The sequence below is a fragment of the Sinimarinibacterium arenosum genome, from assembly GCF_005047655.1.
Taxonomy (GTDB): domain Bacteria; phylum Pseudomonadota; class Gammaproteobacteria; order Nevskiales; family Nevskiaceae; genus Solimonas.
Genome location: NZ_SUKF01000001.1, coordinates 203,513 through 224,147 on the forward strand (window position 1 = coordinate 203,513; position 20,635 = coordinate 224,147).

General features: G+C 61.9%; 24 protein-coding genes and 1 riboswitch. Of the genes, 16 read left to right on the forward strand and 8 right to left on the reverse strand.

What is annotated here, in order from left to right; all coding sequences use genetic code 11:
* A complete protein-coding gene (locus E4T66_RS00965) occupies window positions 1–336 on the reverse strand; it encodes a metal-sensitive transcriptional regulator (RefSeq protein WP_136847044.1) in 336 nt (111 codons plus the stop codon).
* A 140-nt stretch (window positions 337–476) separates the two neighbouring features.
* Between E4T66_RS00965 and E4T66_RS00970 the strand changes: the two genes are divergently transcribed.
* Genes E4T66_RS00970 through E4T66_RS00985 form a run of 4 tightly spaced genes read left to right on the forward strand, consistent with a single transcriptional unit; the run spans window position 477 to window position 2,482 of the window.
* Window positions 477–914: a YeeE/YedE family protein gene (locus tag E4T66_RS00970; protein WP_211242696.1), complete on the forward strand. Its 438-nt coding sequence runs from the start codon at window positions 477–479 to the stop codon at window positions 912–914.
* Window positions 911–1,390: a DUF6691 family protein gene (locus tag E4T66_RS00975; RefSeq protein WP_169577415.1), complete on the forward strand. Its 480-nt coding sequence runs from the start codon at window positions 911–913 to the stop codon at window positions 1,388–1,390. Before E4T66_RS00970 ends, E4T66_RS00975 begins: the two co-directional genes overlap by 4 nt.
* Window positions 1,391–1,418: 28 nt before the next feature.
* Window positions 1,419–2,114 carry an MBL fold metallo-hydrolase gene (locus E4T66_RS00980; protein WP_136847045.1) on the forward strand — a complete coding sequence of 232 codons (696 nt, stop codon included), beginning with the start codon at window positions 1,419–1,421 and terminating at the stop codon, window positions 2,112–2,114.
* Window positions 2,099–2,482, forward strand: a complete 384-nt coding sequence (locus tag E4T66_RS00985) for a YbbN family protein (RefSeq protein ID WP_136847046.1) — start codon at window positions 2,099–2,101, stop codon at window positions 2,480–2,482. Before E4T66_RS00980 ends, E4T66_RS00985 begins: the two co-directional genes overlap by 16 nt.
* 13 nt (window positions 2,483–2,495) lie before the next feature.
* Here E4T66_RS00985 and E4T66_RS00990 read toward each other — a convergent pair whose 3' ends face one another.
* Complete coding sequence (locus tag E4T66_RS00990; RefSeq protein ID WP_248679343.1) at window positions 2,496–5,267, reverse strand: M16 family metallopeptidase; 2,772 nt, start codon at window positions 5,265–5,267, stop codon at window positions 2,496–2,498.
* 36 nt (window positions 5,268–5,303) lie between these two features.
* Between E4T66_RS00990 and ampD the strand changes: the two genes are divergently transcribed.
* Genes ampD through E4T66_RS01005 form a run of 3 tightly spaced genes read left to right on the forward strand, consistent with a single transcriptional unit; the run spans window position 5,304 to window position 7,602 of the window.
* Window positions 5,304–5,906 carry a 1,6-anhydro-N-acetylmuramyl-L-alanine amidase AmpD gene (gene ampD, locus E4T66_RS00995; RefSeq protein WP_136847047.1) on the forward strand — a complete coding sequence of 201 codons (603 nt, stop codon included), beginning with the start codon at window positions 5,304–5,306 and terminating at the stop codon, window positions 5,904–5,906.
* 5 nt (window positions 5,907–5,911) lie between these two features.
* Window positions 5,912–6,778: a regulatory signaling modulator protein AmpE gene (gene ampE, locus E4T66_RS01000; protein ID WP_136847048.1), complete on the forward strand. Its 867-nt coding sequence runs from the start codon at window positions 5,912–5,914 to the stop codon at window positions 6,776–6,778.
* Window positions 6,778–7,602 carry a helical backbone metal receptor gene (locus tag E4T66_RS01005; RefSeq protein WP_136847049.1) on the forward strand — a complete coding sequence of 275 codons (825 nt, stop codon included), beginning with the start codon at window positions 6,778–6,780 and terminating at the stop codon, window positions 7,600–7,602. Before ampE ends, E4T66_RS01005 begins: the two co-directional genes overlap by 1 nt.
* Here E4T66_RS01005 and E4T66_RS01010 read toward each other — a convergent pair whose 3' ends face one another.
* A complete protein-coding gene (locus E4T66_RS01010; RefSeq protein ID WP_136847050.1) occupies window positions 7,603–8,154 on the reverse strand; it encodes a cob(I)yrinic acid a,c-diamide adenosyltransferase in 552 nt (183 codons plus the stop codon).
* A 57-nt stretch (window positions 8,155–8,211) separates the two neighbouring features.
* Window positions 8,212–10,071, reverse strand: coding sequence for a TonB-dependent receptor domain-containing protein (locus E4T66_RS01015; protein ID WP_169577416.1), 1,860 nt, complete (start codon window positions 10,069–10,071; stop codon window positions 8,212–8,214).
* Window positions 10,072–10,118: 47 nt separating this feature from the next.
* Window positions 10,119–10,307: riboswitch (cobalamin riboswitch) on the reverse strand.
* A gap of 77 nt (window positions 10,308–10,384) precedes the next feature.
* On the opposite strand from E4T66_RS01015, the gene E4T66_RS01020 reads away from it, so the two are divergent.
* Entirely contained in the window at window positions 10,385–11,185 is an 801-nt protein-coding gene (locus E4T66_RS01020; protein WP_136847052.1) for an inositol monophosphatase family protein, read from the forward strand.
* Here the strand turns inward: E4T66_RS01020 and E4T66_RS01025 are convergent.
* Window positions 11,182–11,856, reverse strand: a complete 675-nt coding sequence (locus E4T66_RS01025; RefSeq protein ID WP_136847053.1) for a histidinol-phosphatase — start codon at window positions 11,854–11,856, stop codon at window positions 11,182–11,184. The genes E4T66_RS01020 and E4T66_RS01025 overlap by 4 nt on opposite strands.
* Window positions 11,857–11,982: 126 nt before the next feature.
* On the opposite strand from E4T66_RS01025, the gene E4T66_RS01030 reads away from it, so the two are divergent.
* From E4T66_RS01030 to bfr, 3 genes are all read left to right on the forward strand, one after another.
* Window positions 11,983–12,495 (forward strand): RNA pyrophosphohydrolase, encoded by a 513-nt coding sequence (locus tag E4T66_RS01030; RefSeq protein WP_136847054.1) that lies wholly within the window; start codon window positions 11,983–11,985, stop codon window positions 12,493–12,495.
* Between the two features lie 67 nt (window positions 12,496–12,562).
* On the forward strand, window positions 12,563–12,790 hold the full coding sequence (locus tag E4T66_RS01035) for a (2Fe-2S)-binding protein (protein ID WP_136847055.1): 228 nt from the start codon (window positions 12,563–12,565) through the stop codon (window positions 12,788–12,790).
* A 137-nt stretch (window positions 12,791–12,927) separates the two neighbouring features.
* Entirely contained in the window at window positions 12,928–13,410 is a 483-nt protein-coding gene (bfr, locus tag E4T66_RS01040) for a bacterioferritin (protein WP_136847056.1), read from the forward strand.
* Window positions 13,411–13,461: 51 nt separating this feature from the next.
* Here the strand turns inward: bfr and E4T66_RS01045 are convergent, their stop codons facing one another.
* Window positions 13,462–13,911 (reverse strand): CopD family protein, encoded by a 450-nt coding sequence (locus tag E4T66_RS01045; RefSeq protein ID WP_136847057.1) that lies wholly within the window; start codon window positions 13,909–13,911, stop codon window positions 13,462–13,464.
* Window positions 13,912–14,042: 131 nt separating this feature from the next.
* Between E4T66_RS01045 and argC the strand changes: the two genes are divergently transcribed.
* Genes argC through erpA form a run of 4 tightly spaced genes read left to right on the forward strand, consistent with a single transcriptional unit; the run spans window position 14,043 to window position 16,690 of the window.
* Window positions 14,043–15,074 carry an N-acetyl-gamma-glutamyl-phosphate reductase gene (gene argC / locus E4T66_RS01050; RefSeq protein ID WP_136847058.1) on the forward strand — a complete coding sequence of 344 codons (1,032 nt, stop codon included), beginning with the start codon at window positions 14,043–14,045 and terminating at the stop codon, window positions 15,072–15,074.
* A 12-nt stretch (window positions 15,075–15,086) separates the two neighbouring features.
* On the forward strand, window positions 15,087–15,842 hold the full coding sequence (locus E4T66_RS01055) for a DUF6776 family protein (RefSeq protein WP_136847059.1): 756 nt from the start codon (window positions 15,087–15,089) through the stop codon (window positions 15,840–15,842).
* Window positions 15,842–16,327, forward strand: a complete 486-nt coding sequence (locus E4T66_RS01060) for a bactofilin family protein (RefSeq protein WP_136847060.1) — start codon at window positions 15,842–15,844, stop codon at window positions 16,325–16,327. Before E4T66_RS01055 ends, E4T66_RS01060 begins: the two co-directional genes overlap by 1 nt.
* A gap of 9 nt (window positions 16,328–16,336) precedes the next feature.
* Window positions 16,337–16,690: an iron-sulfur cluster insertion protein ErpA gene (gene erpA / locus E4T66_RS01065; RefSeq protein WP_136847061.1), complete on the forward strand. Its 354-nt coding sequence runs from the start codon at window positions 16,337–16,339 to the stop codon at window positions 16,688–16,690.
* 6 nt (window positions 16,691–16,696) lie between these two features.
* Here erpA and E4T66_RS01070 read toward each other — a convergent pair whose 3' ends face one another.
* Together E4T66_RS01070 and E4T66_RS01075 are read right to left on the reverse strand one after the other, a co-directional pair.
* Complete coding sequence (locus tag E4T66_RS01070) at window positions 16,697–17,812, reverse strand: anhydro-N-acetylmuramic acid kinase (RefSeq protein ID WP_136847062.1); 1,116 nt, start codon at window positions 17,810–17,812, stop codon at window positions 16,697–16,699.
* 19 nt (window positions 17,813–17,831) lie between these two features.
* Window positions 17,832–19,124, reverse strand: coding sequence for an OapA family protein (locus tag E4T66_RS01075; RefSeq protein ID WP_136847063.1), 1,293 nt, complete (start codon window positions 19,122–19,124; stop codon window positions 17,832–17,834).
* Between the two features lie 293 nt (window positions 19,125–19,417).
* Between E4T66_RS01075 and tyrS the strand changes: the two genes are divergently transcribed.
* Window positions 19,418–20,635, forward strand: coding sequence for a tyrosine--tRNA ligase (gene tyrS / locus E4T66_RS01080; RefSeq protein ID WP_136847064.1), 1,218 nt, complete (start codon window positions 19,418–19,420; stop codon window positions 20,633–20,635).

A 20,635-nucleotide genomic window follows, 5' to 3' on the forward strand; every position in this document is an offset into this window, starting at 1 on the left:
TCAGGCGTACTTGGCCAGCAGGCGGGTCTTCTCGGCAATGCGTTCGCGGGCCTTGTCGTCCGTTGGCGTGCCTTGCAGTTCCATTTCCAGGCTGCAGGCCATCATTTCGTAAAACGCGCGGTCGAGCGCCTTGCGAGCGGCAGCCAGCTGCTGCGCGATGGCATCGCAGTCCTCATCGCGTTCGATCATCGTCAGGACACCGCGAATCTGGCCCTCGACCCGGCGCAGACGATGCACCACGTCCTGCTGGTGGGAGGGCGGAGTCAGCGCCGCTGGCGCAGCAGCACTCTTGCTTGCCGGACGGGCGGACTTGCTGGATTTGGCGGGCGACGGCATGTGGATTCCCTCTACCCCGGTGCGGGGGTGTTTTACGCAAAGCAGTTAATGGGCCAGGTCCGCGGTACAAATGCTGACGGGGTTGCCTCCGATACTACCGACTGCCAGAGTGGCGTGCACGCCAATGAGGGGAGGCAGACGTGGAGATTGTGATTCAACCGGAGCAGTGGTTGCGCTCGCTGGCCGGTGGCTTGTTGATAGGTTTTTCGGCGGTGCTGCTATTGGGCATTAATGGTCGCATTGCCGGGATCAGCAGCATTCTGGCCGGCATTCTGCCGTCTGCCCGAGTGATGTCGGAGTGGTCCTGGCGCGCGATGTTCATCGTCGGCCTGATCCTGGGCGGAGCGGTGTTCGCGCTGCTGTGGCCGGGCGCACTGCAGCACACCTTGCAGACCGGCTGGACCGGCATGGCTCTGGCCGGGCTGATCGTCGGATTCGGAACGCGGATGGGCAGTGGCTGCACTTCGGGGCACGGGGTTTGCGGCATCGCGCGTACATCGCGGCGTTCGATCGTGGCGACTATCACGTTCATGGCTTGCGGCATGCTTACCGTCTTTATCGTGCATCACGTGCTATGACGCTCAGAAAATCCCTGTCGGCACTGCTTTGCGGCCTGCTATTCGGAATTGGCCTGAGTCTGGGCGGAATGACTGACCCGGCCAAGGTTGTCGCATTCCTCGATCTCGCCGGGCATTGGGATCCGTCGCTGGCGTTTGTCATGGGAGGCGCTTTGTTGCTGACCACGCCGGCTTTCCGTTGGTTGCTGCGGCTGAAGCGGCCGATGTTCGAAGAGCGGTTCGTTCTGCCGACCAAGCAGGATCTGGATTTCAATCTGCTTGCGGGTTCCGCGCTGTTTGGAATCGGCTGGGGCATCACCGGGCTGTGCCCCGGACCTGCGATCGTTGCGCTGGCGACTGGCGTGCCGCAGTTCTTCGTGTTTGTTGCAGCGATGATTGCCGGCATGTGGTTGAGCGATCGCGTGACCCTGTTGCAGACCCGGCGACAGATGATGCGTGCGGGCTTGCCGTCCGCATCGAATCTTTCCGGCTCGTAGACATGCGACTGCAGACGCGAGTTACGGCGTGATTTTCCGGCAGCTGTTCGATGCGGCTTCGAGCACGTACACCTACGTGCTGGCTTCCGCGCGCGGACGTGAAGCCTTGATCATCGACCCGGTCAAGGAACAGCTGCCGCACTACCTCGCACTGATCCGCGATCTGGACCTCAAGCTGGTGACGGCGATCGATACGCATACGCATGCCGATCACATCACGGCGCTGGGTGATCTGCGCGACAGCACCGGCTGTGTGACCGTGATGGGCGAATTCACCCGCGCGCAGTGCGTGTCGAGCCGCGTCGTCGATGGTCAGATGCTTGATGTCGACGGCATCCGTCTGCAGGCGCTGTACACGCCGGGACACACGGATGAATCGTTCAGCTTTGTGCTGCAACCGGATCGACCGAAAGCGGTCTTCACCGGCGACGTGTTGCTGATCCGTGGCACAGGGCGCACCGACTTTCAGGGCGGCGATCCCCGCAAGTCCTGGAATTCGATCGTCAACACTCTTTTCCGTCTCGACGACGATACGCTGGTTTACCCCGGACACGACTACAAGGGCTGGACCGCATCGAGCATCGGCGAAGAGAAGCGCGCCAATCCACGATTGGCCGGCAAGACCGAGGACGAGTATGTGCAGATCATGACTTCACTGAATCTGCCGAATCCGCGTTTGATGGATATTGCAGTGCCGGCCAATCTCGCATGCGGGAAGCAATAGGGCATCACCTGCCTGACGCATCCGTGCGTGCCCTGGCGGTGGCGCTACTGTTGTCCGCCATTGCGTCGCCGCTTTCGGCGGCAGAACTGCTGATGTACACCGATCCCAGCTGCGGTCCCTGCCGCCTGTTCGAGCATGAAGTCGGCGGCATCTACGCCAAGACAGCCGAACACCAGCGGGCGCCGCTGCGACGCGTCGAAATCCACGCCGCGCAACCTGATGATTTGTATGGCGTCGAGGTGCCGGCTGTCGCGCCGACCTTTGTGCTGATCGACGCTGGCCGGGAAATCGGCCGCTTCAGCGGCTACGCCAATGACGAGCTGTTCTGGCTCAGCCTGACCGCCTTGCTGGAGCGCCTTCCTGACTGAAGGTCATGCGCATTCAGCGCACGACCTTGCCATCGGTATCCAGCACGGTGACTTCGCCCCAACCCAGTTTGCGGATGGGGGCTTCGATCTTGGACAGATCGCCGACCACGATCCAGGTCAGCGCATCCGGGTGCACCAGACGCTTCACTGCGGCGTTGACCTGCTGCAGATCCAATGCCTCCGCGCGGGTTACATAGTCGTTCCAGTAGCTGTCCGGCAGGCCGTAGCTGAGCACAGTGGTGTAGGAGCCGGCGATGTCGCCTGCGGTCTCGTTGTTGCCGGGCAGCGACCGCACCAGGCTGTCGCGCGCAAACTCGAGTTCGTCCTCCGACAGCGGCTGCTTGCCGATCACACGTTCCAGCTCTTTGCGCGTTTCCACCAATGACTCGACAGTCTTGTCGGTTTGCACCGGCGCGTAGGCAAAGAACGGGCGCTGCGCCTTGGCGCCGGAGACCACAGTGTACGCACCGTAGCTCCAGTGTTTGTCCTCACGCAGGTTCATGTTCATGCGCGACACAAAGTTGCCGCCAAGTGCGGTATTGGCGACTTCCATCGCCAGATCGTCCGGATCGGATTTCGGCGGGGCGAGATGCGCCGCCAGGATCAGCGACTGCTCGGCTGCGGTGCGGTTGATCAGGAAGATGCGCGGCTGCTTCGGCAGTGCCACCGTGTCCAATTGCTTCTTCGGCGCCGCGGTGTCGGGTGCGGTCCAGCTACCGAAGCGCTTCTCGATCAGTGGACGGATTTCGTCCAAGGTGGTGTCGCCGACCACCAGCAAGGTTGCCTGATCCGGACGCACCCAGTGCTGATAGAACGCGCGCAAGTCGTCGGTGCTGATCGTGGCGACGCTGGCCTCGGTGCCATTGCCGCTGCGCGGATTGGCGTAGGCGTGGCCTTCGCCGTAGATCAGGCGCGTATACAGGCGGGAGGCGATGCCGTAGGGCTGCGCCTTTTCCTGCTGAATCCGCGCCAGTTGCAGCTGGCGCAAGCGCTCCAGCTCCTTGGCCGGGAATTGCGGTCGCAAAACGACATCGGCGTACAGGTCCAGGCTTGGATCAAGCTTGGCCTTCAACGCATTCAGGCCGATGTAGGAGGTGTCGAGATTCGAGCCGGCACCGATCACCGCGCCGAGCGCCTCCGCACGCGCCGACAGGGCCAGGGCATCGTAGTCGCCGGCGCCTTCGTCGATCATGTCCATGGTCAGTCGCGCGGTGCCGGCCTTGGCGCCGGCGTCGGCGGCAAAGCCGGCGTCCGCGATCAGGGTGAATTGCACGACCGGTGCAGCGTGCCGCTCGGCAACTGCCAAGGTCAGGCCATTGGCCAGTTGTACCCGTTGCAGCGGCGGCAGCTTCAATGCCGGCGGTTTGCCCAGCGGCGGCAGCTTGCTGCGATCGGCCCCTTCCTTTGCCGAGGTGTATTCGGGGAACGGTTCGACGTTGAGCACGAATTGACCGTCGTCGAGCCAGCGGCGTGCCACCGTGCGCAGTTGCTTGGAGCTGGCGTCGCGAATTTCACGCAGTTCCTCGGTGTAGCGATCCGGTGTGCCGCAGTAGACCTGATACTGCGCCAAGGTCGCGGACTTGCCGCCGAAGCCATCGATGCGCTCCAGCCCGCGCACCGCACCGGCGAAGACTTTGGTCTGCACGCGTTCGAGTTCTGCGCGCGTTGGTCCATCCTTCAGCAGACTCGCGACCTCTTCGTCGATCGCGCGCTCGACCGCGGCAGGATCTGCGCCGGGGGCGACAGTGGCGTCGATCGTGAATTGCGAGGCGATCTCAAACGGGCCGATGCTTACATCGACCGCGGTTGCGCTGCGATCCCGGTAGACCAGGCGCTTGTACAGGCGGCTGTTCTTGCCGTCTCCGAGTACGGCCGCAACCATCGACAACAGGTTGGCGTCGGTTTCACAGAAGCCGGGAATGTTCCAGACCTTGTAGATGCGCGCCTGCGGTACGCGGTCCTGCAGGGTGGCGCGCTTGGTGCCGTGCATCTTTGCAACCCAGGCGCCGGGGTGTTCGCGCGTCGGTCCCGGCGGAATGTCGCCGAAATAGTGCTCGACCTTGGCCTGGATGGTTTTCGGATCGATGTCGCCGGCGACGACCAGCACGGCATTGGCCGCGCCATAGTTGTCGCGGAACCATTGTTTGACGTCATCCAGCGTTGCTGCGTTCAGGTCGTCGGCCGAGCCGATCGTGGTCCACGAGTAGGGGTGCCCTGCTGGATAGGTTGCGTCGGCAATCAGTTCATCGACTTTGCCGTAGGGTTCGTTCTCACCCTGGCGCTTCTCGTTCAGTACCACCTCGCGTTGCTCATCCAGCCGGGCCTGATCAATGGCGCCGAGCAGGTGCCCCATGCGATCGGATTCCAGCCAGAGGGTCATGTCGAGCGCGCTGGTCGGTACATTCTGGAAATAGTTGGTGCGGTCGTACCAGGTCGTGCCGTTCATCTGCGTTGCGCCGGCTGGCTCCAGCGGGCGGAAGAACTCGTCGTTGTAGTTCTCCGAGCCGTTGAACATCAGATGCTCGAACAAGTGCGCGAAGCCGGTGCGTCCCGGTCGCTCATCCTTGCTGCCAACGTGATACCAGACGTTTACCGCCACCACCGGAGCCTTGTGATCCTCGTGAATCAGCAGGGTCAGTCCGTTGGAAAGCACATGGCGCTCGTAGGGAATTTTCAGATCCGGAAAATCGGATTCGGCGGCGTGGCTGATGCCGCTGGCCAGCAATGCCGCAATGGTCACGGTCGCGATGCGGATGGCTTTCATCCAGCGCGTTGCGTCGGTCATGATGTCCCCTGAGGATTTCGGCGAAACTGTGCGCCAATGACTGAATTGAGTGCGAAGCGTCGGAAAGGTTCCGGAACCCCAAGTCTGGACTGCGACCGCGGCTGGCTCAAGCGCGCGCGACGCGTGCCGTCACCGAATTGCGATGACCGTCCAGACCCTGACGACATCAGCCTGCTGGTGATTCACGGCATCTCGCTGCCCCCGGGGCGCTTCGGCGGCCCGTGGATCGACGCGCTCTTCACCAACACGCTCGACCCCACGGCGGACCCGTACTTTCAAACGATCAGCCAGCTGCGCGTGTCCGCGCACCTGTGCATCCGTCGCGATGGCCGGTTGACGCAGTACGTCGCGTTCGATCAGCGCGCGTGGCATGCCGGCGTGTCGACTTTCAGCGGGCGCGAGCGCTGCAACGATTTCTCCATCGGCATCGAGCTTGAAGGTGCTGACACGACGCCTTATACGGCGCGGCAGTACGCGCAGCTGATTCGCGTCAGTGCTGCGTTGCTGCGGACCTATCCGCGGATCAAGCCGGAGCGCATCGTGGGGCACAGCGATATCGCGCCGGGTCGCAAGACTGATCCGGGGCCGGCGTTCGACTGGCCACGCTTCCGGGTTGGTTTGCGTGATCGGATAAAGTAGCTGCCATGACCTTGATCGGTATCCTCATTGCGCTGGGCATGGAACGCCTGTTGGGCCACGTGCCGGGGTGGGGCCGACCGGTGATTTTTCTCGGCGTGATGCGCGGCGTCCATGTGCTGACTCCCGAGCGGCTGTGGCAGTCAGGGATTCTGCCGCTGGTGGTCGTGGCGCTGCCGACCGCAGTGACCTGGTGGCTGCGCGGGCAGCTCGAAGACCCGCTGATTGAACTGAGTGTTTCCGCGGCCATTCTGCTGCTGTGTCTGGGGCCCCGCGACCTGGCGGAAGAGGTGCACGAACTGTTGCGTGCGCGCGAGCACGGCGATCTGGTGCGGGTGACCCAGCTGTCACGCGCGCTGCAGCGTGGACCCAATCCGGGCGAAAGCCATCGCTCGCTGATGGGCGCGCTGTTCATCCAGTCGCATGAAAAGCTGTTTGGTGTGCTGATCTGGTTTTTCGTTGCCGGCCCTGCGGGCGCCGTGTTGTATCGCTTGGCGAGCCGTTTGCCGCGCTATCTTTCGGAAAATGCGCCCGACAGTACGGCGCTGTGGACCGCGGATCGGCTGCACGCCGGTCTGGCATGGATTCCGGCGCGCATCACGGCACTGGTTTATGCCTTGGCAGGCAGCCTCGACGATGCGCTGCAGGCCTGGCGCCGCCTGCTGCGCGAGCCCGAACACGAATGGCGCACGCAGACCTGGGCGTTACTGGCGGAAATTCCGGCGGCGTCGCTGGGCTCCGAAGAAGGAGATGGTTCGCCGGTGGTGCCGGCCAGCCTCGAGGCGATGATGCACGAGGTGCTGCATATGCAGACCCGCAGCCTGCTGATTCTGCTCGCCGGCTTCGTCCTGGTCGCGACTGGCACCCTGCTTTGATGCGCCTGATGGCTGCTGCTGCGCTGCTGCTGGCGGCGGTGTCTGCACAGGCGGCCGAGCGCATCGTGACGCTGGCGCCGCATCTGGCCGAACTGGTGTGCGCGGTGGGGGCCTGCGATCGTCTGGTCGGTGTCGCTGCCTATACCGACGCTCCGCCACAGGCCGCTGCGCGACCGCAGGTCGGTAACGCATACAGCGTCAATCTCGAAGCGGTGCTGGCGCTGCATCCGGATCTGGTGTTGAGCTGGGATGGCGGCAACAGTCCGGAATTGTTGCGCAGACTGCAACCGTTGAAGCTGCATGTCGAGGCGGTGACGGTGCGTGGCCTTGATGACATCGCCGATGCACTGGAACGCGTCGGCGCGCTGACCGGAGACACGCCTGTGGCGCAGCGGGCGGCGCAGGCTTATCGTCGGCAACTGGCGACACTGCGCGCACAGTACGCGGGCCGCAGACGTCTGCGTGCGTTCTATCACACCGAAACGGATCCGCCCTTCAGTGTCAATCGCAGCAGTCCGATTCACGCCGCATTGGACCTGTGCGGGGCGGACAATGTGTTCGCGGAGATGCCGGCGATCGCTGGCGCCATCAGTCTGGAAGCGATTGTCGCGGCGAATCCGCAGGTGGTGATCTATGCACAGCAGGAAGATCCTGCAGCGATCGCGCGCCTGTGGTCCCGCCTGTCGGTGATGCCGGCGGCGGACCCGGCGCGTCACGTCATCGTCGATGCCAACACACTGACGCGGCAGTCGCCGCGGGTGCTCGGCGGCATTGCGCAGCTATGTGCGGGAATTGACCGCGTGCGCAATACGCTCGCCGATTGATCAGCCGCCGCGCTTTTGCCAGGTTGATTCGGCCGCACCGGCGGAGCGCCCGAGCACTCGCGCCATCACGAACAGCAGATCGGACAGGCGGTTCAGGAAGCGCAGGCTGAACGTGTGCTGCAATGGCGTGTTCTCGTGCGTGCGCCACAGCGCGCGTTCGGCCCGTCGCGCAACGGCGCGGGCAAGATGCGCCTGTGCTGCTGCTGGGCTGCCGCCAGGCAGGATGAACTCTTTCAGTGGTGGTAATGAAGCGTTGAACTGTTCCAGCGCCGCATCCAGTGTTGCCAGGTGCTCCTCGCGTATCGCGTGATACTCCGGCATCGCCAATTCGCCGCCGATATCGAACAGGCGCTGCTGCACATCGAGCAGAACGGTTGCAAGCTCTTGCGGCAGGTTTAGCGTCAGCAGCACGCCGAGGTGGCTGTTGAGCTCATCGACATCCCCCATCGCTTCAAAGCGCAAATCCCATTTCGGCAGGCGTGATCCATCTGCGAGTCCGGAGGTGCCGGTGTCTCCGGTCCGCGTAACGATCTTGCTCAGTCTGTGACCCATGATGTGACGTGTCTCCGCTGAAAGGCCGCGGGGCCGAAACCCCGCGGCCGCAGCCTATCAGTTGGAATAGCGCAGCGTTAGATACGCGCCAGTGCCGGGCTGATTGAAGCCGGCCGCTGTCTGGTAATCCTTGTCCAGGGCATTTTCGATCCGTGCCAGCACTGACCATGCGGATGAGAACTGCAGACGCCCGTTCAAATTAAGCAGGGCATAGCCGCCTCGGCTAACGTCGTTGCCGCTGGAGGCGTCAACATCCGGACGGTCACCGACGGCTAGCAGCTGCAGCCCGATCTCGTGGGGACCCAGAGGCAGCACCAGATCCGCATGCGCCGAGCGTTCGGCACGTCGTAGCAGCGCTTCACCGGTGCTGCGGTCTTCTGGTTTCTGCCAGATGCCGCCGACGCGCAGCGACACGCTGTCCAGGTTCAGCGCGTAATCGATTTCGGCGCCACGATTGCGATAGCGATCGATGTTGACCGCGTGGAAACCGAAGCTCGGGTCGTCTGCCGGTGCCGCCGGATCGAACACCACGGCAATCAGATCGTCGACGTCAGACTGGAACAGGCTCAGACGCAGCGACTGCGCGGTCCCGATCAACTGGTGCAGCGCCAGTTCGAAGTTGGTTGCTTGTTCCGGATCCAGATCCGGGTTGCCCCCAAAGCCGAAACGGTCGGTCGCGTCCGGCGCGCGGAACCCGGTGCCGGCGGATGCCTGCACCTGGGTCTGCGCGCTGATGTCCCAGCGATACTCGGCGTTCCAGGTGATTTCGCTGCCGAAAGCGTCGTGGTCCGCATAGCTGGCCGCCAGCAGTACATGCTGTGCGCCGAGGCTGATTTCGTCCTGCAGATAGGCCGACCACAGGTCACGATCCTCTTCTATGCGTATCCCGTAGCTCAGCGCATCGACGGATTCCCGCGCCAGCATCAGGCCGCCGCTGAAGCGTTGCATCGACCCGAGTTCGACGACGTTGTGCCAATCCAGACTCGGCCGCTCGGTGCGCACGAAATCGTAGGCGCCCAGATAGTTTTGCTGCTGCTGCTCGATGTCGTCGACCATGCGGCTCAGGCTCAGCTGGGAAGTCCAGCCGGACAGCGGCCGCGCGCTGGCGCCGACTTGGACCACTTGATTGCGGAAGTCCTGATCCAGCGGGTTGTTGCCGAAATCAGCGTCGCAGTAATCGACGTACTCGACATTGCCTTCGGTGTGATAAATCCGCGCGTCGAAATCGATTCCGATCGCGCTGCCACGTGCGCCCAGGGTGAGGCTGTTGCGGTCGTACCCACGATCCGGGCCGCCAAAGCTGCACGGCGGTAATCCGTCGCTGTGCGTGCTCTGAGCCTGAAGGTTGATGCCGGAGGTGTCGCCAGCCAGTGACGCATAGCCTGAGGCTTCGCGTGTGTCGAGCGCGCCGGCGCGCAGACTGGCACCGACCCCGCTGCGCTGCGGCGTCCGGGTGATGATGTTGATGACGCCAGCAATGGCGTCGGAACCATACAGGGTGGCGCGCGGGCCTTTGACGATCTCGATGCGTTCGATCAGCTCGGGTGAAAGATTTTGCACGGCTGCGCCACCGGCGGTGGCCGGATTGACGCGAACGCCGTCGATCAGCACCAGTGTGTGATTTGACTCGCCTCCGCGTAGAAACACGGAAGTGACCTGGCCAGGGCCGCCATTGCGGGCGATGTCGACGCCGGTGACGTCGCGCAACAGCTCGGCAAGATCGGTTGCCTGTGCGCGTTCGATATCGGCACGGTTCAGCACGGTGGTGCTGGCCCAGGCGTCGGGTTCGGCGACGGGTGTGCGTGTAGCGGTAACAGTAATGGGGGAAAGTTGTTCAACGCTGTCTGCGTATGCCGAATGACAGGCAGCAGACAGCGTCGCCGCGAGCGCGGCACGGATACGAATATTCAAGATCATGCTCCCACACCGCATCCCCGCGGTGTTTTGAAACCCAATTACCGGCGAAGTGCCGGGCCTCGCAGGCCGGTCTCCGGGCTCCTGGCGCATTCTTGGGTCTGAAGTCTTCCCGGCACGGGGCCAGTGGCTTCGACGGTGGGGCTTTGCCAGTTACCGTTGCGGGGGCAGCGTGGGCATCTCACCCACTTCCCGTTTCACCGCACGCATCGTGCGGCACCTGCTGGGGCGAGATTATACGCGGGCTGTAGTACCTGAGAGGAATTCACGCCGTGCGGCGGCCGGGTATCATGCGCGCCGCCAAGGAGAGATCGATATGTCCACCCACCAGCTCGCAGTTGCCCTGGAAGCGGCCCGTGCCGCTGCCGACATCATCCGCAAGGCCTACCGTGGCAACTTCTCGGTTGACTACAAGGCTGATGCCAGTCCCGTGACGGAGGTCGACGTCGCTGCCGAGCATGCGATCAAGGCGGTGCTGCAGGCACGGTTTCCCGGATACGGCTTCTTCGGCGAGGAAACCGGCAAGGACCACGCCGATGCCGAGTATCTGTGGCTGGTCGATCCGATCGACGGCACCAAGTCATTTGTGCGCGGCTATCCGATGTTCTCGGTGCAGATCGCGCTGATGCATCGTGGCGAGCTGGAGCTCGGCGTGTCCTGTGCCCCGTGCTGGAACGAGCCGGCGGGTGAGCTGTTGTGGGCACAGCGCGGGCAGGGCGCGTGGCGCGGTGATCTGAATACGCCGCTGGAGGCATTCGAGCGTCTGCAGGTATCGACGGTTGACCGCATCGAAAAAGCAACGTTGTCGACCGGAAATCTGGCGACCTTGGCGCGCGCGCCGCAGTGGGCGGCGCTGGGGGCATTGATCCCGCAGCTGCATCGCATTCGCGGCTACGGTGATTTTCTGCACTACCACCTGCTGGCGGCGGGGCGGATTGATGCAGTGGTCGAATCCGACGTCAACATCCTGGATATCGCAGCGCTGGCCGTCATCGTGCGCGAAGCAGGAGGGATCCTGACCGATCTGAATGGCGGGCCGGTCGGCCTGGATATTCGCACCGTGCGCGCGACCAACGGGCGTTTGCACGACGCGCTGGAGTCGTTGTCGCTGCGTTAATGTCCGACCGCGGCGTTTCCGCGCAGGCTGATGATGGACCAGCCGCGGCGTGCGGCGGTGGCCTGCAGTACTGCATCCGGATCGACTGCGACAGCAGCCTGCGCCATCTCCAGCAGTGGAATGTCGTTGTGCGAATCGCTGTAGCAGCTCATGTGCTCGCAGGCTTCTGAGCGGCTTTCAATCCACTGGCGTAGTCGCACGACTTTCCCTGCCTGGAAGTTCGGAATGCCGGCGATGCGTCCGGTGTAGCGACCGTCGACAATCTCGGGGTCGGTCGCCAGCAGATGATCGATGCCCAGCAGGGCCGCGATCGGCTCGGTGACGAAGCGATTGGTCGCAGTGGTGATGATCAGCGTATCGCCCTGTGCGCGGTGGCGTTCCAGCAATGCGGGAGTGCCGGTTGCGACGATCGGTGCGATGCATTCGCTTACGAAGCGCGAGCGCAGCGCCTGCATGTGCGCGAAGTCCTGAGCAACCAGACTCTGCAGCGCAAACGCAGCGTATTCATGAATATCCAGCGTGCCGGCCTGATATTCGCGATAGAAGCGCTGGTTTTCGCGCTCGTAAGTGTCAGCATCGACCACGCCCTGCTCGACCTGGAAGCGTCCCCACAGATAGTCGCTGTCACCGGCAAGCAGGGTGTTGTCGAGATCAAAGACGGCAAGACGCATGGTCGGCTCGATCAGTCGCAATCAGATTTAGGCGGCGCAGGATAGCAGTGTCTCGAGGACTGAATTGCCGCCTATTGCAAGGCTGTGAAAGAATCGTTTGAGCTGAGCTTCGGTTGAGTCTTGCAAGTGATTGACGCGGATGGCTTTCGCCCAAATGTCGGAATTATCGTCAGCGGTGCTGACGGGCGTCTGCTGTGGGCCAAGCGTATTAACCAGGACGCTTGGCAGTTCCCGCAGGGTGGTATCAAGCGCGGCGAGAGCCCGCGCGATGCGCTGTATCGGGAATTGCACGAGGAACTGGGTTTGCACGCGCCGCAGGTCGAGATCATCGGAGTGACATCGGGCTGGTTGCGTTATCGCCTGCCCAGTCGATATCTGCGCAGAACGCGCGGCCGTTTATGCATTGGGCAAAAGCAGAAGTGGTTCGCGCTGCGTCTGCTGAGTTCGGAAGATGCGGTGTGCCTGGACGGCAGCGACAAACCGGAATTCGATGGCTGGCGCTGGGTCGACTACTGGCATCCGCTGACGGAAGTGGTCGAGTTCAAACGCGAGGTCTACCGGCGGGCGCTGATCGAGCTGGCGCCGATGCTGGGTGTCCAGGCCGACGCACCTGCCGCCATCCGGCGTACGATGGGCTGAGCGGATCGGGAAGCATTCCCTGATCGTCTTGACAATCATTCTCATTGGCAATTACAGTACGGACATCATGTATGTCTGCATCTGCAAAGCCGTTTCTGACCGCGCCATTCGCCGCGCCGTCGCGAACGATGGCGTCGTCACCCTGCGCGAGCTATCGCGACGGCACGGTGTCGGAACCTGTTGCGGAAAATGCGTTCCGGAAATTCGCGAAATGCTGGCCCAGGTGCGCAGCACGGAAACGGTGCCCCCAGTTCGGGTGGGGTCCGCGCGACTGAATGCTTCCGTCGCCGCCTAGGGTGCTTCTTTAACGCTCAGGCGATCGCTGCTTCGGCGATCGGGCTGGCGCGAGAAAAATTCGCAACGCTCCCGCTTCGTCATCGGTGTCGAAGCCTGCCTATACTCCGATGCCCTTTTTGCGATGGAGTCCTTGCCATGCGAGGCGATACCCAAGTTATTGAACATCTGAATCAGGCGCTCAAGAACGAATTGACTTCGGTCAATCAGTATTTTCTGCATGCCCGCATGCTGGACAACTGGGGCATGAAGCGCCTGGGCAAGCACGAGTACGAAGAGTCGATCGACGAGATGAAGCACGCCGACCGGTTGATCGAGCGGATTCTGTTTCTCGAAGGGCTGCCCAACCTGCAGGATCTCGGCAAGCTGTTTATCGGCGAGGACGTCAAGGAAATCCTCGAATGCGACCTCAAGCGCGAAAAGGAAGCGCATCCGATGTACCAGGCGGCGATTGCCCATTGCGAGACCGTGCGTGACTACGTGACGCGCGACCTGTTGGTCGAGATCCAGGAAAGCGAAGAAGAGCACATCGACTGGATCGAAACCCAGCTGGGTTTGATTGAGCGCATGGGGCTGGAGAATTACATCCAGACTGCCGTTGGCGAGATGCCCGCGAGCTGAGCTGGACTGCCGTCCCTGGCGACGTGCAGGGACTGATGGATCTCAAAGTCGCTAGAAAGGCTTGGTCACGACCAGCAGGACCACCGCGATCAGGATCAGCGCTGGCACTTCGTTGACGATGCGGTAATAGCGCTCGCTGCGCGTATTGGCATGGGCAGCGAAGCGACGTGCAGTGACTTTGAGCCAGCCGTGATATCCCGAAAGTGCGAGCACCAGCGCGATCTTTACGTGCAGCCAGCCCATGCCCCAGTACAGGGCTTTGGCATAGTTAGTGTCCGCGCTGAGTAGCGTCGCGATGCCGAACGCCCAGGTGCCGATCATTCCGATCGTGGTGATGCCATAGAGCTTGCGCTCCATCACGCAGAACCGCGCATGCTCCGCGTCGGTCATCGACGGCGAAGCCAGAGCCTGGGTGTGATAGACGAACAGTCTGGGCATGTAGAACAGGCCGGCGAACCAGGCGACAACGAAGATGATGTGAACGGCTTTGAGCCAAAGCATGGGTGTCGCGTTTCCGGGCCGAATCGACAACGAAGTCTAGCAGCTCGAGGCTCGCGGGCTGATGCAGGGGTAGGCCGCGGCGCGTATCATCGCCGCCTTCAAATCTGTTTGAACGGCGTAAGCATAGAGCCATGATCGAGGTCGGAATCGTCGGGGGCACCGGATACACGGGAGCCGAACTGTTGCGCTTGCTGGCGGCACATCCTCAGGTGCGGGTGAAGCTGCTGACCTCACGCAAGGAGCAAGGGCGTCGGGCGGATGCGTTGTTTCCGCATCTGCGTGGCTACTGCGATCTGTCGTTTGTGGTGCCGGAGCTGGATACCCTGGCTACCTGCGATGCCGTGTTTTTTGCGACGCCGCATGGCACCGCAATGTCGTTGGCGCCCCAATTGGTGGCGGCGGGCGTCCGGGTGATCGATCTGTCGGCGGATTTCCGGCTGCGTGACGTCGAGACGTTTTCGCACTGGTATGGCATGCCGCATAGCTGTCCCGATCTGCTGGCTGAATCGGTCTATGGCTTGCCTGAAGTCAACCGCGCGCAGATTCGCGAGGCCCGGGTTGTCGCCAATCCCGGGTGTTATCCGACTGCCGTGCAGCTGGGCTTGTTGCCTTTGATCGAGGCTGGCGCGGTCGAGCTGGGGGACATCATTGCCGACTGCAAGTCGGGCGTCAGCGGCGCCGGCCGGGAGGCCAAGGTGGGTTCGCTGTTCTGTGAAGCCAGCGATTCGTTCAAGGCGTATGGAGTGTCGGGGCATCGTCATCTGCCCGAGATCGCCCAGGGACTGACCCAGATGGCAGGGCAGGCAGTGGGGCTCACCTTTGTGCCGCATCTGGTGCCGATGAATCGAGGCATCCATGCAACGCTCTATGCGCGACTGACCGACCCGGCAATCGACCTGCAGTCGATTTACGAAAAGCGCTTCAACGATGAACCCTTCGTCGACCTGCTCGCTGCCGGCGAACATCCCGAGACCCGCGGTGTACGTGCGTCCAATCAGTGCCGGATTGCGGTCCATCGGCAGCAGGGCGGTCGGACAGCAATCGTGCTGAGTGTCATCGACAATCTGGTCAAGGGAGCGTCCGGTCAGGCGGTGCAGAATCTGAACCTCATGTTCGGATTCGACGAGCGCTGCGGACTTGATGCGCCACCGCTTGCGCCTTAGGGCATCGCGGCGATGCAGCCTAGAATCGTCGTCACCCGGCACCGACCGTGGCTGCGAGCGTGGATCATTGGTGGCGGCACCTGCCTGATTGCGGTTGCGGCCTGGGCGCTGTACAGCTACACACGAGCGTCGACTGTCAGTGATTTCGAAAGAGCCCAGCTGGAGGTTGAGCAACTGCGGGAAGAGCGCCGCAGTCTGACCCGTGATTTGCGTGCGGCACGTGAGCGCGTGGCGGAGCTCGAGCAACAGGCTGCTTATATCCAGCAGTCTCAGGACATCGATACGCAGGCATGTTCCGCCGTTCGAGATTCGATGACGCAGGCGCAGGCCGAGGCCTCAGAGCTGCGCGAGCAGCTTGCCTTTTACCGCGGAATTGTTGAGCCGGAACAATCGCGTGCCGGCGTTCGCATATACGAGTTCAAACTGTCGGCCGGAGCTCAGCCGGGGCGGTACCGCTTTGATCTGGTGCTGATCCAGTCGGTCAGGCACGAGCAACGGGTGGCTGGCCGCATTCAGGTCAACCTGGTCGGGCGCGGAAGCAAAGGGGACGCGCGCTATCCGTTGCACGATCTAATTACCGACGATTCCACCCGAAATCTGCTATTTTCCTTGAAGTACTTCGAGGAATTCGCTGGCGAGTTCCAGCTTCCAGGCGCTTTCAAGCCGACTCGAATTGAAGTAACCCTGGTTCCGGACGAAAACGGTGCGCCGAATGTCGAGGAATCCTACGACTGGGATCGCCTGACTGGCGGTACAGGAGGACAGTGATGTTGGGCGGCAACAAATCCAGTAAGAACACCAGCACTTCGACGACGGTTGATACGCTGGTGGGGCGTCAGACCGAGATATTGGGCGATGTCCATTTCAGCGGCGGCTTGCACATTGATGGCAAGGTCAAGGGCAAGGTCATTGCGGCGAGTGACAAGGCATCGGCCCTTTCCGTGAGCGATAGCGGCTCCATCGAAGGGGATGTTCGTGTGCCCAGCATAGTGCTGAACGGCAGCGTGGTCGGGGACGTGCACGCGTCGACCAAGATCACGCTCTCAGCAAAAGCACGCGTGACCGGCAACGTGTTTTATCGCATTATCGAAATGGAGGGTGGTGCGCAGGTCAACGGTCAGCTGGTTCACGACGATGGCACCGGCGCAGCGGCGGACGGTTTCTCGGCGTTGACGGGGCGATCGATGGACGACGCGACACCTGATGAACTCAGCGAGGCTCGCCGAGTCAAAAGCACCGTGATTGGCGGTTGAAGTAAAGCCATGTCCGAGACAAGCGTAGAAACGGAAGTGCCAGTGATCTTTTCGGATGCTGCAGCCGATAAGGTGAGTGCGCTGCTGCGGGAGGAAGACGATCCCGAGCAGATGCTGCGTGTTTTCGTCACTGGCGGCGGCTGCTCCGGCTTTCAGTACGGCTTCAAGTTCGAGAAGCAGCCTGAGGAAGGCGACACGTTGGTCGTCAAGAACGGCGTCACGCTGCTGGTGGATCCGATGAGTGTGCAATACCTCATCGGCGCCGAGATTGATTACAAGGAAAGCATTGAGGGTGCGCAGTTCGTCATCCGTAACCCGAATGCAACAACGAGCTGTGGTTGCGGGAATTCGTTCTCGGTGTGACGCCGCTTAGGGCCGGAAGACCCCGCCAAGTACAACTTCGCGGCCGGCGCCTGTAACGCTCGTTAAGTTACCTGCACGTCCGTGCGCTGTGCGCCAAGCCAGCCATGCGAATGCGCTGGCCTCTACCCATAGCGGATCAAGGCCGGCCGCCTGCGTGGTTTCGACACGGGTCCCTGGCAAGTGCCGCCGTAGGCTCTCGAGCAACAGAATGTTTGCTGTTCCGCCGCCGCAGACGTAGATCCGGCTGACGCCAGATGCCGCTGAGAGCAGGCTGTTGCTGATGCTGCGAGCGGTGAGTTCGCAAAGGCTGCGTTGCACGTCGACCGCAGGCAGCTGGTCAAGTGCCGGGTAGCGCCGACGTAACCAAGCCAAATTGAACTGATCGCGCCCGGTGCTCTTGGGGGGGGCAGAGGCAAAGTAGGGATCGTTCAGGCACGCAGTAACCAGAGCCTCGACTACTTTTCCCTGCGCAGCCCAGCTGCCGCCACGATCGAAGGGTTCTGCGCGATGGACCTGGATCCATTCGTCCATCAATCCGTTGCCGGGGCCGGTGTCAAAGCCGGTGACCGATTCGCCATCCAGCAGCGTTAAGTTTGCGATGCCGCCGATGTTGAGCACGGCGCACGGAGCTCGGGACCCGAACTGATCGAGATGAAACGCCGGGACCAGCGGCGCGCCTTGCCCGCCAGCAGCTATATCGGCACGCCGGAAGTCTGCGACGACCGGAACACCGCAACGCGCTGCAATCAGGCTCGGATTGCCCAGTTGCAGGCTGTTGCCGAGATTGAGCGCGTCGTGAAAGACAGTCTGCCCGTGTGATCCAATGACCAGAATATCGGCCGGGCTTAGCGAACACTGGGCAATCAACGTTGCCGCGCACTCAGCAAACGCCCCTGCGATCTGCTGGTCGAGATCGGCCATCGTTCGAAGACTCAGGAGGTGATCAGGGTCAAGCTGAATCCGCAACAACGCTGCGCGCAGCTTCGATCCATATTCCAGGCTGCAGGTGGATTCGATTTCCAGCAGCTTGCCCGATGAATCGAAGCGGCACAGCGCAGCGTCTACGGCATCCATGCTGGTGCCGGACATGAGGCCTATGCAGCGCTGGAACTCGCTGCGCATGTTCGGAATAAAGGCGCGATCAGCGTGATGCTGCCGCGTCTCCGGGCGCTTGCGCGAGTTGGGCGGAAGCCGCCATCGCGTCCAGCTGGGCCAGTTCTGGCGTCATTTCATGACGCCACTGTGCGGAGACGCTACGCGGGAGTGGGTTCGAGCGCGGCAGGGCAACCGTCATCGGGTTCTTGTGGACACCATTGATGCGGAATTCGTAGTGCAAGTGAGGTGCGGTGGCCAGGCCCGAAGCGCCAACGTAACCGATCACTTGGCCCTGTCGGACTGCTGCGCCGGCCTTAAGTCCAGAGCGATAGCGGGAAAGATGGGCATAGAGTGTCGTGTACTGCGATCCGTGCTTGAGGACGACGACGCGTCCGTATCCGCCCTTGACCCCGATGAACTCCACGCGTCCATCGCCGGTGGCCTTGACCGGAGTGCCCGTCGCGGCGGCGTAGTCGACGCCCTTGTGTGCCCGAATCGTGTTCAAGATCGGATGGCGGCGATGTGGATTGAATCCGGAGCTCACCCGGGCAAAATCGACCGGGGTTCGAATGAACGCCTTGCGCAGGGAGTCGCCCTCAGGGGAGTAGTACGCAATGTTGCCATCGGCGTCCATGTAACGAACTGCGCGGTGGCTTTGGCCGCGGTTTACGAATTCAGCGGCCAGAATGTCGCCGTCACGCAGCTTTTGTCCGTCCTTGTACAGCTCCTCGTAGACCACGCCAAACCGGTCGCCGGCACGAAGATCAAGTGCGAAATCGATGTCATAGGCGAACATTTCCGCCATTTGCATCAGCAGCCGATTAGACAGCCCGGCGCGTTGTCCATCCAGGAACAGGGAATTCTCGATGACACCGGAGACTGCTGTCTGATGCCGTTCGATTTCGGCTGCGAGCGTGATCGCCTCCAAGCCATCGTCGGTTCTGCGAACCTGCAGCACGTTGGCTTCATCCAGTTCGTAGCGCAACTCCTCCAGTTTCTGCTCGGGCGTCTTCTTCAGTAGCAGCTTCTCGCCTGCGCGCAGCCTCTTCAGTTCTTCGGTGCGTTTGCCGAGTTTGACGACAGCCATGGCTTCTGAGAATCCCAGATCCTGGCTTTCAAAGATGTCCGACAGCGTCTGGCCGGGCTTGACCGTGATAGTTGTCCACTCGCTCGCGGGGGGGGCTTCCAGAGGGTCGGCAAGCGCGCCCTGTACAGTTTCGTCGAACGCGGCTTCGGTTTGTGACGAGAATGCCGGGAGGGTGGACTCAGGAACGCTTGCGTCCCTCAGCGCGCTGTGCCGGTTGGCGACCGATTCCCGGGTGGCAACTGCGGTCAGCATGACCAGGCACATTGTTGCAGCCAATACGGAACGACGTGCCGGCCGGCGGTGAGCCGGTTTGGCTGGGCTATAATCCAGTTGCATTCTCTGACCCGAAAAACGAATTGAGGCCACACACTTCGAGTGTGCGGTCCGGCACCCGTGGCGTCCTCGGTGTGCTAACAATATTGGGACGCTTCTTGAGGCGTAAGGAAACATAGTTTCCTATCCTTTGCAAGCAGATCTCACTAGGAATTTCACCCTTATCTTTCTTGGCTGGGGGAAGACCCTCAGCTCGCAGGACTGACACGCTGATGCCAAATACCATTGACCTTTCCGAGCTCGAACGCGGCACCCATGAAATCTTGCCCGAGGCTGAGTTTCGGGCGCGGATGCGGGAGGCTGCGCAAAGCGGACAGTCGCTCAGAATTAAGGCGGGGTTCGACCCTACGGCGAAGGACTTGCACCTTGGGCATACCCTGCTCTTGAATCGCTTGCGGGCATTTCAGGAGGCCGGTCATGAGGCGATTTTCCTGATCGGAGACTTTACCGGAATGATCGGAGACCCGACCGGTAAGAACGAGACGCGCAAGCCTCTCACACGTGAGCAGGTTGAGGAGAACGCGCAAACCTACAAAGAGCAGGTTTTCAAGATCTTGGATCCGCAAAAAACCAAGATCGAGTTCAACAGTCGCTGGTTGGATCCGCTCGGAGCCGAGGGGCTGATACGTCTGGCGGCGCAACACACAGTCGCGCGAATGCTTGAGCGGGACGATTTTGCAATACGTTACGCAGGGGGTCAGCCGATTGCCGTGCATGAGTTCCTCTATCCGTTGTTGCAGGGCTACGACTCAGTTGCACTGAAAGCGGATGTGGAGCTCGGGGGGACCGATCAGAAATTCAACCTGCTCGTTGGGCGCCATCTGCAGCATGCCTACGGACAGCGGGCACAGTGCATTGCGACCGTGCCCATTTTGGAGGGCTTGGACGGCGTCCAGAAGATGTCTAAGAGTCTGAACAACTACATAGGGGTCAACGATTCCCCTGGAGATATGTTCGGCAAACTCATGTCGATCTCGGACACCCTGATGTGGCGCTACTTTGAACTCCTGTCGTTCCGGCCGTTGTCTGAAATTCAAAGACTGCGGGAGCGAGTTGAGGAGGGCGGCAATCCGCGGGACGTCAAAATGGAACTGGGGATTGAGCTGGTTGATCGTTTCCATCCCGCAGGCTCGGGAGAGGCGGCCAAGGCCGCATTTATCGCTCAGTTTTCCAAGGGCGCCTTACCCGCAGACATTACGGAAGTCACCATTGCGGTCCCTGCGGACGGCATGGCGCTGGCCCGTGTCCTGAAAGAAGCAGGACTAGTCTCGAGCAACGGCGAAGGCATGCGCATGATTCAGCAGCGCGCGGTACGCGTTGAGCAGGAGAAGGTTGAGGACCGGGAGCTGCGGCTGCTGGCGGGGCGTACCTATTTGCTGCAGGTTGGGAGCCGCCGGTTTGTTCGCGCCACGCTGGTTGCGGGCGGGTGA

What these genes read in the sequence shown, in the direction of transcription:
- E4T66_RS00965 (WP_136847044.1), bottom strand. Translation starts at nt 336, where the DNA reads ATGCCGTCGCCCGCCAAATCCAGCAAGTCCGCCCGTCCGGCAAGCAAG.
- E4T66_RS00975 (WP_169577415.1), top strand. Translation starts at nt 911, where the DNA reads ATGACGCTCAGAAAATCCCTGTCGGCACTGCTTTGCGGCCTGCTATTC.
- E4T66_RS00985 (WP_136847046.1), top strand. Translation starts at nt 2,099, where the DNA reads ATGCGGGAAGCAATAGGGCATCACCTGCCTGACGCATCCGTGCGTGCC.
- E4T66_RS00990 (WP_248679343.1), bottom strand. Translation starts at nt 5,267, where the DNA reads ATGACCGACGCAACGCGCTGGATGAAAGCCATCCGCATCGCGACCGTG.
- ampD (WP_136847047.1), top strand. Translation starts at nt 5,304, where the DNA reads ATGACTGAATTGAGTGCGAAGCGTCGGAAAGGTTCCGGAACCCCAAGT.
- ampE (WP_136847048.1), top strand. Translation starts at nt 5,912, where the DNA reads ATGACCTTGATCGGTATCCTCATTGCGCTGGGCATGGAACGCCTGTTG.
- E4T66_RS01005 (WP_136847049.1), top strand. Translation starts at nt 6,778, where the DNA reads ATGCGCCTGATGGCTGCTGCTGCGCTGCTGCTGGCGGCGGTGTCTGCA.
- E4T66_RS01010 (WP_136847050.1), bottom strand. Translation starts at nt 8,154, where the DNA reads ATGGGTCACAGACTGAGCAAGATCGTTACGCGGACCGGAGACACCGGC.
- E4T66_RS01015 (WP_169577416.1), bottom strand. Translation starts at nt 10,071, where the DNA reads ATGATCTTGAATATTCGTATCCGTGCCGCGCTCGCGGCGACGCTGTCT.
- E4T66_RS01020 (WP_136847052.1), top strand. Translation starts at nt 10,385, where the DNA reads ATGTCCACCCACCAGCTCGCAGTTGCCCTGGAAGCGGCCCGTGCCGCT.
- E4T66_RS01025 (WP_136847053.1), bottom strand. Translation starts at nt 11,856, where the DNA reads ATGCGTCTTGCCGTCTTTGATCTCGACAACACCCTGCTTGCCGGTGAC.
- E4T66_RS01035 (WP_136847055.1), top strand. Translation starts at nt 12,563, where the DNA reads ATGTATGTCTGCATCTGCAAAGCCGTTTCTGACCGCGCCATTCGCCGC.
- bfr (WP_136847056.1), top strand. Translation starts at nt 12,928, where the DNA reads ATGCGAGGCGATACCCAAGTTATTGAACATCTGAATCAGGCGCTCAAG.
- E4T66_RS01045 (WP_136847057.1), bottom strand. Translation starts at nt 13,911, where the DNA reads ATGCTTTGGCTCAAAGCCGTTCACATCATCTTCGTTGTCGCCTGGTTC.
- argC (WP_136847058.1), top strand. Translation starts at nt 14,043, where the DNA reads ATGATCGAGGTCGGAATCGTCGGGGGCACCGGATACACGGGAGCCGAA.
- E4T66_RS01055 (WP_136847059.1), top strand. Translation starts at nt 15,087, where the DNA reads ATGCAGCCTAGAATCGTCGTCACCCGGCACCGACCGTGGCTGCGAGCG.
- E4T66_RS01060 (WP_136847060.1), top strand. Translation starts at nt 15,842, where the DNA reads ATGTTGGGCGGCAACAAATCCAGTAAGAACACCAGCACTTCGACGACG.
- erpA (WP_136847061.1), top strand. Translation starts at nt 16,337, where the DNA reads ATGTCCGAGACAAGCGTAGAAACGGAAGTGCCAGTGATCTTTTCGGAT.
- E4T66_RS01070 (WP_136847062.1), bottom strand. Translation starts at nt 17,812, where the DNA reads ATGCGCAGCGAGTTCCAGCGCTGCATAGGCCTCATGTCCGGCACCAGC.
- E4T66_RS01075 (WP_136847063.1), bottom strand. Translation starts at nt 19,124, where the DNA reads ATGCTGACCGCAGTTGCCACCCGGGAATCGGTCGCCAACCGGCACAGC.
- tyrS (WP_136847064.1), top strand. Translation starts at nt 19,418, where the DNA reads ATGCCAAATACCATTGACCTTTCCGAGCTCGAACGCGGCACCCATGAA.